10 protein-coding genes are annotated in these 12,712 nt (G+C 49.8%); 6 read left to right on the forward strand and 4 right to left on the reverse strand.

All coding sequences use genetic code 11. The features are described 5' to 3' along the window. From FH968_RS21090 to pqqU, 3 genes are all read left to right on the forward strand, one after another. The coding region (locus tag FH968_RS21090) for a beta-galactosidase (protein WP_139883041.1) at positions 1 to 2,913 on the forward strand (2,913 nt) is incomplete at its 5' end. 185 nt (positions 2,914 to 3,098) lie between these two features. After that, the gene (ansP, locus tag FH968_RS21095) at positions 3,099 to 4,553 is read left to right on the forward strand and encodes an L-asparagine permease (protein WP_139883043.1); all 1,455 of its coding nucleotides are present in this window, start codon (positions 3,099 to 3,101) and stop codon (positions 4,551 to 4,553) included. A 298-nt stretch (positions 4,554 to 4,851) separates the two neighbouring features. Beyond that, entirely contained in the window at positions 4,852 to 6,972 is a 2,121-nt protein-coding gene (gene pqqU / locus FH968_RS21100; RefSeq protein ID WP_139883046.1) for a TonB-dependent receptor PqqU, read from the forward strand. Between the two features lie 66 nt (positions 6,973 to 7,038). Here pqqU and tonB read toward each other — a convergent pair whose 3' ends face one another. Further along, entirely contained in the window at positions 7,039 to 7,758 is a 720-nt protein-coding gene (tonB, locus tag FH968_RS21105; protein ID WP_139883091.1) for a TonB system transport protein TonB, read from the reverse strand. Positions 7,759 to 7,982: 224 nt separating this feature from the next. On the opposite strand from tonB, the gene FH968_RS21110 reads away from it, so the two are divergent. Next, positions 7,983 to 8,279, forward strand: coding sequence for a YciI family protein (locus FH968_RS21110; protein WP_139883048.1), 297 nt, complete (start codon positions 7,983 to 7,985; stop codon positions 8,277 to 8,279). A 63-nt stretch (positions 8,280 to 8,342) separates the two neighbouring features. On the opposite strand, the gene FH968_RS21115 is transcribed toward FH968_RS21110, so the two are convergent. Then, positions 8,343 to 9,398 (reverse strand): bifunctional transcriptional activator/DNA repair enzyme AdaA, encoded by a 1,056-nt coding sequence (locus tag FH968_RS21115; RefSeq protein ID WP_139883050.1) that lies wholly within the window; start codon positions 9,396 to 9,398, stop codon positions 8,343 to 8,345. 273 nt (positions 9,399 to 9,671) lie between these two features. After that, positions 9,672 to 9,854, reverse strand: a complete 183-nt coding sequence (locus tag FH968_RS21120; protein WP_139883052.1) for a YciY family protein — start codon at positions 9,852 to 9,854, stop codon at positions 9,672 to 9,674. A gap of 145 nt (positions 9,855 to 9,999) precedes the next feature. Between FH968_RS21120 and cls the strand changes: the two genes are divergently transcribed. Beyond that, positions 10,000 to 11,460 (forward strand): cardiolipin synthase, encoded by a 1,461-nt coding sequence (gene cls / locus FH968_RS21125; RefSeq protein WP_139883054.1) that lies wholly within the window; start codon positions 10,000 to 10,002, stop codon positions 11,458 to 11,460. Between the two features lie 31 nt (positions 11,461 to 11,491). Beyond that, entirely contained in the window at positions 11,492 to 11,821 is a 330-nt protein-coding gene (locus FH968_RS21130) for an HI1450 family dsDNA-mimic protein (protein WP_139883093.1), read from the forward strand. Between the two features lie 24 nt (positions 11,822 to 11,845). Here the strand turns inward: FH968_RS21130 and FH968_RS21135 are convergent, their stop codons facing one another. Then, entirely contained in the window at positions 11,846 to 12,694 is an 849-nt protein-coding gene (locus FH968_RS21135; protein ID WP_139883056.1) for an ion transporter, read from the reverse strand. Positions 12,695 to 12,712 lie beyond the last annotated feature (18 nt).

Here is a 12,712-nt window from a genome sequence, read left to right on the forward strand (position 1 = left end):
GACTGGCAGTTTAGTTATTTCAGCCAACCTGAGAGTGTTCCTGAAAATTGGCTTGAGCATGATTTACCCGATGCACAACGTTTGCCCGTTCCATCAAACTGGCAAATTCATGGTTTCGATGCGCCCATTTATACTAATGTCACCTATCCTATTCCGGTCACTCCACCTTTTGTTCCACAAGACAATCCTACTGGATGTTACTCGCTCACATTCAATATTGAACAATCCTGGCTGGATAGCGGCCAGACACGTATTATTTTTGATGGTGTGAATTCGGCGTTCCATTTTTGGTGTAATGGAAACTGGGTCGGTTATGGGCAGGACAGTCGCCTGCCGTCTGAATTCGACCTTAGCGATGTTCTCCATCCAGGGCAAAACCGCATCGCCGTGATGGTATTGCGCTGGTGTGACGGCAGCTATCTTGAAGATCAGGATATGTGGCGGATGAGCGGTATTTTCCGCGATGTCACTCTGTTGCATAAACCCGCAACTCAATTGAGCAATGTGCGAATTGCCACGCATTTAAATGAAGATTTTAGCCACGCCGTGCTGGAAACGCAGGCGATGGTGGAAGGTGTAACCGCGAACGCATTACAAATAACGGTACAACTGTGGCAAGGCGAGCAACGCATTGGCGAGCAGCGGCAAACGTTGGGCAGCGAGATTATTGATGAACGTGGCGCATATTGTGACCGAACGACGCTCAGATTAGCGGTTGCCCACCCTTTGTTATGGAGCGCGGAGGAACCCAACCTCTATCGTACCGTGGTGATTTTGCAAGATTGTTTAGGTAACACTATTGAAGCGGAAGCTTATGACGTTGGTTTCCGTAAAGTTGAAATCCATCAAGGTTTGTTGAAGCTCAACGGTAAACCATTACTGATTCGCGGCACCAACCGCCATGAACATCACCCAAAAAATGGCCAGGTGATGGACGAAGAAACCATGCGCCAGGATATTCTGCTCATGAAGCAGCATAACTTCAACGCGGTGCGCTGCTCCCATTATCCGAACCATCCTTTATGGTATCGCCTGTGCGACCATTACGGCCTGTATGTGGTGGATGAAGCGAACATTGAAACCCACGGCATGGTGCCAATGAATCGTCTGAGCGACGATCCTACCTGGCTTCCCGCGATGACAGAGCGCGTCACACGCATGGTGCAACGCGACATTAACCATCCTTCTATTATTATTTGGTCGCTGGGCAATGAGTCCGGTCATGGTGCAAATCACGATGCACTTTATCGCTGGATTAAATCCGTCGACCCTTCGCGCCCGGTTCAGTACGAAGGTGGCGGAGCCAACAGTGCAGCAACTGATATTATTTGCCCGATGTATGCGCGAGTCGATAAGGATCAGCCCTTCCCGGCCGTACCAAAATGGTCGATTAAAAAGTGGATTGGAATGCCGGACGAAACGCGCCCGTTGATTCTGTGTGAATATGCTCACGCCATGGGCAACAGTTTTGGCGGCTTCTACAAATACTGGCAGGCATTCCGCCAGTACCCACGCCTACAAGGCGGTTTTGTCTGGGATTGGGTTGATCAATCGCTAATTAAGCATGACGAAAACGGCAAGCCGTTTTCTGCATACGGCGGTGATTTTGGTGACAAGCCTAACGATCGCCAATTTTGCATGAATGGTCTGGTTTTTGCTGACCGCACACCGCATCCAGCCCTTTACGAAGCCCTGCAAGCGCAACAATTTTTCCAGTTTGAATTAAAACGAGAAAACCCATTACGACTTGAGATAACTAGCGAATATTTGTTCCGTCACAGCGATAACGAGCAACTAATCTGGCAAATTTCGCAAGCTGGTGAAATGCTCGCTGAAGGTGAAGTTCTGCTGAATATCGCCCCCGAGGGCAAACAAACGGTCATCTTCGATTCCCTGCCTGATGTTACCCACAGTGGTGATGTGTGGCTGACGGTGAAAATTCAGCAAATTAACGCTACGCCCTGGTCTGAAGCCGGGCATATTTGCGCATGGGATCAGTGGCAACTGCCCGGCATTCTCACCGCAACCGCACTGCCTTTTAACGGTGAAACACCCGAACTGGAAATCAGTCATTGCCATTTTGATATTCGTCTTGGTCGCCATCACTGGCAATTCAAGCGTGAAACGGGATTATTGAACCAGTGGTGGACAGCACAACAGCCAGCGTTGCTACAACCGCTGCAAGATCAATTCACCCGAGCACCGTTAGATAACGATATCGGCGTTAGCGAAGTGACACGCATTGACCCTAACGCCTGGGTTGAGCGTTGGAAAGCCGCCGGAATGTATCAACTGGAGTCACAGCTGGAATCCTGTGAAGCCGAAGCGCTGGCAAATGAAGTGCTGATACGTACGATTCATAGCTGGAAACATGATGGAAAAACGTTGTTTATCAGCCGCAAGACCTGGCGAATTGATTGCCAGGGCGAACTCCATATTAGTGTGGATGTAGATATCGCATTTGGAACACCTCCACCTGCGCGTATCGGGCTAACCTGCCAGTTGTCGCAAGTTCATTCCGAAGTCTGCTGGCTGGGATTAGGGCCACATGAAAACTATCCTGACCGCAAGCAATCAGCGCTTTTCGCAAGCTGGAAGCGCCCACTTGGCGAACTGTATACACCCTATGTTTTCCCCACCGAAAATGGCCTGCGCTGCGATACGCAGAAGCTTGGGTATGGCGGCAATCTCTGGCGTGGGAATTTCCACTTCAACATCAGCCGTTTTAGCCAGCAACAATTGCGCGAAACCTCGCATCGTCATTTGTTGGTTGAAGAGGCTGGAAGTTGGTTAAATCTGGATGGTTTCCATATGGGTGTTGGCGGCGATGATTCCTGGAGCCCAAGCGTTTCACCAGAATATTTGCTCGATAAACAACATTACCACTACGAACTAAGTTGGGTACGCCGCTAGTTTTTGCTTTCAGCGATGGCCTGATTGTTTTTCAGTCATCGCTTGTTATCTCTACCTTTTGTCACAAAAGATATTAGCGTCCGTTAATAATCCTGGATAGGATCTGGCGCCCGTTTTGTTATGGCATTGAAATAATAAAAAGCCAGGCAGTTACGGAGACTTATTAATCAGGAGACAGGGATAACATGAACGCAACACAAAAAACCGAAGCGGAGAAGCACGCGGCGAAACGGCGCTGGCTAAATTCACATGATTCCGGCTATCACAAAGCGATGGGCAATCGTCAGGTACAGATGATTGCCATCGGCGGTGCGATTGGTACAGGCCTCTTTTTGGGTGCTGGTGCTCGCCTGCAAATGGCTGGCCCCGCTTTGGCGCTAGTGTATCTGGTCTGCGGGATCTTCTCATTTTTCATTCTCCGTGCGCTGGGTGAGCTGGTGCTCCATCGCCCGTCAAGCGGTAGTTTCGTCTCTTATGCCCGCGAGTTCCTCGGTGAAAAAGCCTCTTACGTCGCAGGCTGGATGTACTTTGTTAACTGGGCGATGACAGGCATCGTCGACATTACCGCCGTGGCGCTTTATATGCATTACTGGGGCGCGTTCGGAGATGTACCGCAATGGGTATTTGCCCTGTGTGCACTTGGGATTGTCGGCACCATGAATATGATTGGCGTGAAATGGTTTGCTGAAATGGAGTTCTGGTTCGCGCTTATCAAAGTCCTCGCTATCGTCGCCTTTTTGGTAGTCGGGACAGTGTTCCTTGGCAGCGGAAAAATGCTCGATGGCAACACAACGGGTTTCCATTTAATTACCGATAATGGTGGGTTATTCCCTCATGGCCTGTTACCCGCGCTGGTGCTCATCCAGGGCGTAGTGTTTGCCTTCGCGTCTATAGAGCTAGTTGGGACCGCCGCGGGGGAATGTAAAGACCCGCAGACGATGGTGCCGAAAGCGATTAACAGCGTTATCTGGCGTATAGGACTGTTTTACGTCGGCTCTGTAACATTGTTGGTTTTATTGCTGCCATGGACTGCTTATCAGGCTGGGCAAAGCCCATTTGTGACGTTTTTCTCTAAACTTGGCGTGCCTTATATTGGCGACATCATGAATATGGTCGTGCTAACGGCGGCGCTGTCGAGCCTGAACTCTGGCCTCTATTCCACGGGTCGTATTTTACGCTCGATGTCGATGGGCGGCTCGGCACCTAAATTCATGTCGAAAATGAGCAAGCAACAAGTCCCTTATGCCGGGATTCTGGTCACGCTTGGGATTTATGTGATTGGCGTGCTGCTGAACTACCTTGTGCCTTCGCAAGTATTTGAAATTGTGCTTAACGTCGCCTCGTTGGGCATTATCTCTTCCTGGGCGTTTATCATGGTTTGTCAGATGCGCTTACGCAAAGCGATTAAAGAAGGCAAAGCGGCCGACGTCAGCTTTAAGTTACCGGGTGCGCCGTTTACCTCATGGCTGACGCTGTTGTTCTTGTTCAGTGTGCTGGTACTGATGGCCTTCGATTATCCCAACGGAACCTACACCATTGCATCAATCCCACTGATTGCGGTAGTCCTGGTGTTGGGTTGGTTTGGTACACGTAAGCGCGTACATGAGTTGGCGCATAAAGAAGATCCCACTCATAAGTAAATCATTCATTTAATTTATACGCCGCTGAGTGTGTGAAAAATTAAGGGCAGAAAAATATTTTTCTGCCCTTTTTGCTGTTCACAATTCTTAATTTCACAACGTTGCGCTGAAGACAACCGGCCTGGCTGGTGAACTGCCGCACAAATACTCGCAAAATTCTTTTATTGATAAAAACTTGCGTTAACGTTATGTGCCGTTAACACTTTTCAAACATTCATCACAAGTATTAACATACACGCTTGAATGTTCCAGATGGTTCGTCCGGAACGTAAAATGCTCCCACCAGTGAAAATGTCTGATGAAAATTGTGCACCATGGAAAGATTTATCTTCCACTGATACTAGTCCCGGCCCTTTCGTCTTTTGCCCTTCCAGTACTTGCTGCCGAAGACACGATGGTCGTTACCGCAACACAAGGCACGATTTCCGAACTGGACACGCCAGCAGCGGTAAGTGTCGTCAATGGCGATGATATGCGCCAGGCGGCACCACGCGTTAATCTTTCAGAAAGCCTGAGCAGCGTGCCGGGGCTTCAGGTTCAGAATCGCCAGAACTATGCGCAAGATTTACAACTTTCGGTTCGCGGATTTGGATCGCGCTCGACTTACGGTGTGCGCGGGATCCGAATGTATGTAGACGGTATTCCCGCCACCATGCCCGACGGGCAGGGGCAAACCTCGAATATCGATATCAATAGCGTTGAAAGCGTTGAGGTGTTGCGCGGCCCGTTCTCGGCGTTGTATGGCAACGCGTCGGGTGGCGTAATTAATGTCAGCACCACAACCGGGACACAACCGCCGACCTTTGAAGCCAGCAGCTATTACGGCAGTTTCGGAAGCTGGCGCAACAGCATTAAAGCGACAGGCGCAACCGGTGATGGTACACAAGCAGGCGATGTCGATTATGCTGTTTCCGCTTCGCGTTTCACCACGCATGGTTATCGCGACCACAGCAGTGCGCAAAAAAATCTCGGCAACGCTAAGTTGGGTGTACGCCTCAATGAAGCCAGTAAACTAACGCTACTGCTAAATAGCGTAGATATTGATGCCAATGATCCGGGCGGTTTAACCGAGCAGGAATGGCGCGATAATCCCACTCAGGCACCACGCGCCGAACAATACAATACACGAAAGACAACAAAACAAACTCAGGCAGGACTGCGTTATGACCGCCAGTTAACGGCCAGCGATGACCTGAGTGTAATGATGTATGCAGGTGTGCGTGAAACCACGCAATACCAGTCAATTCCCGTCGTTCCGCAGTTAAACCCGACACATCCTGGCGGTGTCATTGAACTTTCACGCCACTATCAGGGTATAGATTCGCGCTGGACACACCGTGGCAACCTGCTGTCCATTCCTGTGACGTTAACCACCGGGCTTGATTACGAAACCCTGTCAGAAAAGCGCAAAGGATATGAAAACTTTGTCGTGGAAAATGGCTCTACAGTGCTGGGTGAGAAAGGCAGTCTGCGCCGTGACGAACGCAATCTCATGTGGAACGTGGATCCTTATTTGCAAACCGCATGGCAGCTCACCGATAAACTGAGTCTTGATGCGGGTATCCGTTTTAGTTCGGTTTACTTCGATTCAAATGATCAGTACATCACTGGTGTAAATGGTGATGACAGCGGAGATGCCAGCTATCACAAATGGTTGCCTGCTGCGGCATTGAAATACGCACTGACTGAGGCGTGGAATGTTTATGCATCAGCGGGTCGTGGCTTTGAAACGCCGACCATTAACGAACTCTCGTATCGCGACAACGGCCAATCTGGTTTAAATTTCGGTTTAAAACCTTCCACCAGCGATACCCTGGAAGTCGGCAGTAAAACGCGTGTTGGCAATAGCTTGCTGACCGCAGCAGTGTTCCAGACAGATACCGACGATGAAATTGTTGCCGACCAAAGTAGCGGCGGGCGTACCACCTACAAAAATGCGGGTGAAACGCGTCGGCGTGGTGTGGAGCTTTCTGCCGATAGTCAACTGGGTTACGACTGGCGTGTGAAAATGGCGTGGACGTATCTGGATGCAATCTACCGCAGCAACACCTGTGGAGATGATAACTGCGAAGGTAATCGCATCCCCGGCATCGCGCAAAATATGGGATACGCTTCGCTTGAATACGCGCCACCAGAAGGTTTCTATGCGGGAGCGGATGTGCGTTATATGAGTGATATTCAGGCCAATGATGAGAATACCGCGCAAGCACCAGCTTACACTGTAGCCTCCCTTAACACTGGCTATAAACTTCGTATTCAGGAAAGCTGGCTGTTGGATGTTTGGGGACGCGTCGATAACTTATTTGACCGCGAGTATGTCGGCTCCGTTATCGTTAATGAAGGTAACGGCCGCTACTATGAACCCGCACCGGGGCGCAATTATGGCGTGGGTGTGAATTTGAGTTATACGTTTATGTAAGCATTTCTTATTAAGCAATAAAAACGGAACCCATGGGTTCCGTTTTTATTGCTGCGAGGAGTTTGGTTACTCCATCGTTGTCCCGCCGTTAAGCTTGAACACAACGTTGACAATCAAACCCTGCCCTGGCTTACCACTTTCGTAACGCCATTTTTTCATCGCCATTTTCACTTCGCGCTCGAACATGTTGGCTGGTTGTGCAGAAAGTACCGTCACATTGCTGACACTACCATCAGCACCCACATCGAATTTCACGCGCACTTTGCCTTCAATCCGCAACGCATGGGCGCGGGCAGGATACTGCGGTGAATTACGACTAAGCGCGCGCGGCCCTGTCGCAACCGGTGCAGCCGACGCTACCGGGGCGGTTTTTGCCACCGGTGCCGGGCGTGCAGGGGCAGTGTTAGTCACAGGTGTTGTCTGGCGCGGCTCAACCGGCTTAACGTCACGCTTCGGTTGTTCAACCTTTTTCACCGGCTTTGGTTTTGGTTTTGGCTTTGGTTTCGGCTCTGGCTTATGAATGACTACCGGCGCTTCTTTTGGCGGCTCAGGAATCGGTTCAGGCTCAGGTTCCGCTACCGGTTCTGGTGGTGGCTGCACTACTTCAGGCTGTGGCGGTTCGAGCTCAGCCGGGGTAACCATAGTGATGCTGATTGGCGGCGCAAGTGCTGGCAACTCAATAACCTGATGTACCGAGGTATAGAGCAACCCCGCAACTACAGCGCCATGTAGCACGACAGAGAGTGCGGTCGGCCACGGAAAGCGGCGAGGTAAATCAAGGGTCATTGACGTCATAATGGCTTAGGTATCTTAAACAGGCATTAATTTTAAATGCAAATAACAATCATATTCAACAACGCATCGAATAAACTTGCTCATTTTCCTGCCAGATGCTGGATTTTCCCTCATTCTTCGCCGTGATTTAACATCTTGTTTATCTTTCAATTGCAGTCTTAGCTCCATTCACTTACCGTATTTTACATATCTCATATCAATAAGGAGTGCTGCACGTGCTGTATGTCATTTATGCGGAAGATAATGCCGACTCTCTCGAAAAGCGCCTGGCCGTGCGCCCTGCCCATCTGGCACGGCTACAACTGTTACGTGATGAGGGTCGCCTGTTAACGGCAGGGCCAATGCCAGCCGTCGATAGTAACGACCCAGGGGCGGCGGGTTTTACCGGTTCAACGGTCATTGCTGAGTTTGATTCACAGGAAGATGCCCAAGCTTGGGCTGATGCGGACCCTTACAACGCAGCGGGTGTGTATAAGCAAGTTGCGATAAAACCATACAAAAAAGTATTTTAATTCAAATAATTATCAAAAAAGCACGGCTTTAATATGCTAATGAGTCGTGCCTTTTTATCCAGGCTACCCCCCGCTAACAAATTTCCTTTCATGTTCAATAAGCCATTTTTTACGTGCCAGGCCGCCACCATAACCAGTTAATGAACCATCTTTACCAATGATTCGATGGCACGGGATCACAATCGCAATACGATTGGCTCCGTTCGCCCCCGCCACAGCACGTACGGCTGCGGGATTACCCATTTTTTCAGCCAGCCCCTGATAATGATCGGTCGCGCCATAAGGGACATTTTGCAAATGCTGCCAAACCGATTGCTGAAATGCACTGCCGGGAGTATCAAGCGTTAGCGTGAAATTGTGTCGAGCACCAGAGAAATATTCCGTAATCTCTCTTTCCGCCTGGCGAGTATGAGCATTTTCACCGGCGATTATTTTTGCCTTCAGGCGTGTCTGCAACTCACTGAATTCACTCTCCAACATCCGTCGGTCAACGAACTCCAGCAGGCATACTCCTTGCTCCGTCGCACAGACAAACATCGGGCCGATTGGCGTCGTGATGCGGTGAATCAAAATAACCTGCGCAGTCTCACTGGGTGCGCTACCCGTGAGTTTTTTGCAGGTGTACCCAAATCCACTTAGCGATTCATAGCCACTGTCGAAAGCGACATCTGTCGTTGTGCGCCCACCTTTCAGTTCTTGCAGTGCCGTATTTACCCGCAGCATGCGCTGGTAGGCTTGAAAGGTCATACCATGATTTTGTATAAACCAACGGCGTACTCGTTCCGGGCTGATGTTTTGCTGGCGGAGTTGCCAGTCAGTGACGCGGGCTTTGGGGTCAACACGAAGCAGACTGATTGCCTGTTCGACCACCTGCGGTGCTGTGCAGGCATTTTCAGTCGGGCGGCAAATTTTGCATGGGCGAAAACCCGCATTCAATACCGATTTAATGTCATCGTAGAACTCGACATTTTCCCGTTTGGGTTTACGCGCACGGCAGGTAGAAATGCAAAATACACCCGTTGTTTTTACACCAACAAAAAAGACACCGGTATAGTCTGATGCACGAGCCACCAGAGCATGATACCAGGTATCGCATTGAGCAATATCATTCACTTTCATGGCTGAACACCTTTAATCACTGGGTTATATTCCAGATTCCCCCATACATTAGCCAGTAACAATAGTTTGCTCTGTTGATGCCGTACTGTGGCTTCCATCTTCTTTCCTCTGTTTTCTACTTTATGCAGAGGATACTGGCGCTTTGACTATGCCTAAGACAACCGAAAAATGGACGACTATTTTTTAGATTATAAAGAAGGGTAAGTGAGATTTTGCGGGAGGATTACAGTTTGGGGAAAATGATACTGGGCACCGCAAGCGGTGCCCTTTTCTTTACGACGCCCATTGATCGTGAATGGCAAACAGCAATGAATTACGTTGGCGGTTTGCCTGGCACTTTCTGATGGCGTGAATACGCATGTTGCGGCGTGACTGACCTTCCAGCCAACGCGATCTGCGCCGTTGTGTCTGACGAAGCATACGCCACCGTCCGACCTCAGTTCTACTACGCCTCATTTTTACGACCCTGGTTACATGTAAGACGCGCCATTATAGTGTCTTCTTCCTTCCAGGCCAGCCGTTTTACGATTAGTTTTAGTGTCAACCTTTGGCAGTTGTGCGTAAACTCAAAAGCATACGGTTTCTAAAGGATTATTGAACTATGACAACCTTCTATACAGTCGTTAGTTGGCTGATATTTTTAGGTTACTGGCTGCTAATTGCTGGCGTGACGCTACGAATTTTAATGAAACGTCGTGCAGTTCCCTCCGCTATGGCATGGCTGCTGATTATTTATATTCTTCCGTTGGTCGGGATAATCGCCTATCTCTCATTTGGTGAATTACATCTGGGCAAGCGCCGTGCCGAACGCGCGCGCGCCATGTGGCCTTCCACCGCCAAATGGTTGAACGATCTTAAAAGCTGCAAACATATCTTCGCCGAAGATAATAGTGAAGTTGCCAGGTCACTGTTCCAACTGTGCGAACGCCGCCAGGGGATTGGTGGCGTAAAAGGCAATCAGCTCCAGTTGCTCACCACTTCTGACGAAACAATGCATGCCTTGATTCGTGATATTCAACTGGCTCGCCATAACATCGAGATGGTGTTTTACATCTGGCAGCCCGGTGGTTTAGCCGATCAAGTAGCGGAGTCACTGATGGCCGCCGCTCGTCGAGGCATTCATTGCCGCTTAATGCTCGACTCCGCTGGAAGCGTTGCATTCTTCCGCAGCCCATGGGCTAACATGATGCGCAATGCAGGCGTGGAAGTTGTCGAAGCGCTCAAAGTAAATCTGATGCGCGTGTTCCTTAGGCGCATGGATTTACGCCAGCACCGTAAAATGGTGATGATTGATAATTACATCGCCTACACCGGTAGTATGAACCTCGTCGACCCGCGCTTCTTTAAACAAGATGCAGGCGTCGGTCAATGGGTCGATTTGATGGCGCGCATGGAAGGCCCTGTCGCAACAGCCATGGGGATTGTCTATTCCTGCGACTGGGAAATTGAAACCGGCAAACGTATTCTGCCGCCCTCTCCAGATGCGAATATCATGCCGTTTGAAGAAGCGACGGGGCACACCATTCACACCATTGCGTCCGGCCCTGGTTTCCCTGAAGACTTAATTCACCAGGCACTATTAACCTCGGTTTATGCCGCACGTGAATATTTGATTATGACGACCCCTTATTTCGTGCCCAGCGATGATTTGCTACACGCAATTTGTACGGCTGCACAACGAGGTGTTGACGTAAGCATTATCATTCCACGCAAAAATGATTCCGTTCTGGTGGGTTGGGCAAGCCGCGCATTCTTTACCGAACTGCTGGCTGCTGGAGTGAAGATTTATCAATTCGAAGGCGGGTTGTTGCATACCAAGAGCGTACTGGTCGATGGGCAACTAAGCCTGGTGGGAACGGTGAATCTGGATATGCGCAGTTTGTGGCTCAATTTCGAGATAACCCTGGTAATAGACGACTCCGGTTTTGCCAGCGATCTTGCCGCCGTGCAGGACGATTATATCTCCCGCTCACGGTTGGTTGACCAGCGTTTGTGGGTAAAGCGACCGATGTGGCAGCGCGTGGTAGAGCGACTGTTTTACTTCTTTAGCCCGTTGCTGTAAAACGTGGCGCATCAGCACTCGATAAGTGGAAATAGACATGGATCTGAACAACCGCCTGACAGAAGATGAAACACTTGAGCAGGCCTACGATATTTTTCTTGAACTGGCGGTAGATAACCTCGACCCGGCAGATGTGATTTTATTCAACCTTCAATTTGAAGAACGCGGCGGTGCTGAGCTGTTTGACCCAGCCGAAGACTGGCAGGAGCATGTGGATTTTGACCTGAATCCTGATTTCTTCGCCGAAGTGGTGATTGGCCTTGCCGACACCGACGGCGGTGAACTCAATGATATCTTTGCCCGCGTGCTGCTGTGCCGCGAAAAAGATCACAAACTCTGCCATATCCTCTGGCGCGAATAAGCGTTATAGCGCGGCTCTGCCGCGCTATTTCTCACCGATTGTCGGTAGTTCCGCCCCGCACGATTTACAAAACAGCGCATTAACTTCATGGTCCTGCTGATGGCAATGTGAGCACTTTCGTTCAAGTCGTTTGCGCTGCAACTCTGCCGTCATTTGCGCAGTTAAAATCCCGGTCGGAATTGCGATGACCGAGTAGCCAATCAGGATTAACAACGAAGCCACCAGCCGTCCTAAAGACGTATGCGGTGTAATATCACCGTAACCGACAGTCGCGACCGTCACAACTGCCCAATAAACACTTACTCCCAGACTTGTGAAACCATTCACCGCACCTTCAATGCTATACATCAGTGCGCCAGCCGTCACTAACACAATGGCTATAAACGCATAGAAGATGATCAGCTGATGACGCGCATTCACTACCGCACGCCATAAACTGTTTAACGCAGGCATTAAGCGTAGCAATTTCAGGATGCGTAAAACGCGAATGGCACGCATGGCTCGCCAGGCGAAGAAATAATGAATGGCAAGTTCTGGCCAAAGCCACAAAACATAGAGCGGCAAAATCGTCGCCAGATCGATAAAGCCCCAGAAACTGAATACATAATCTACCGGCCTGGGCCAGGTCAAGACGCGCAATAAATATTCAACGGTGAAAACAAGGGTAAAACCAATTTCGATGGCGATAAACCAACGCCACTGAGTGGGCGTGAATGTAACCTGGTTACCAATGCTGGATTCGATAAAAACGGTGATGACACTGAGCAGTGCCAGCAGGCCCCATATCGCTTCAGAGCGGCGCCCTGAAAGGGTACGCTGATCAAATAAGGTGCGATAACAGCGCTGTCGGAAAGAAATTTTTTTCCCTGTCACAAAAAGCCTCGCCTATAA

The sequence above is a fragment of the Buttiauxella sp. B2 genome (assembly GCF_006376615.1).
Classification (GTDB): domain Bacteria; phylum Pseudomonadota; class Gammaproteobacteria; order Enterobacterales; family Enterobacteriaceae; genus Buttiauxella.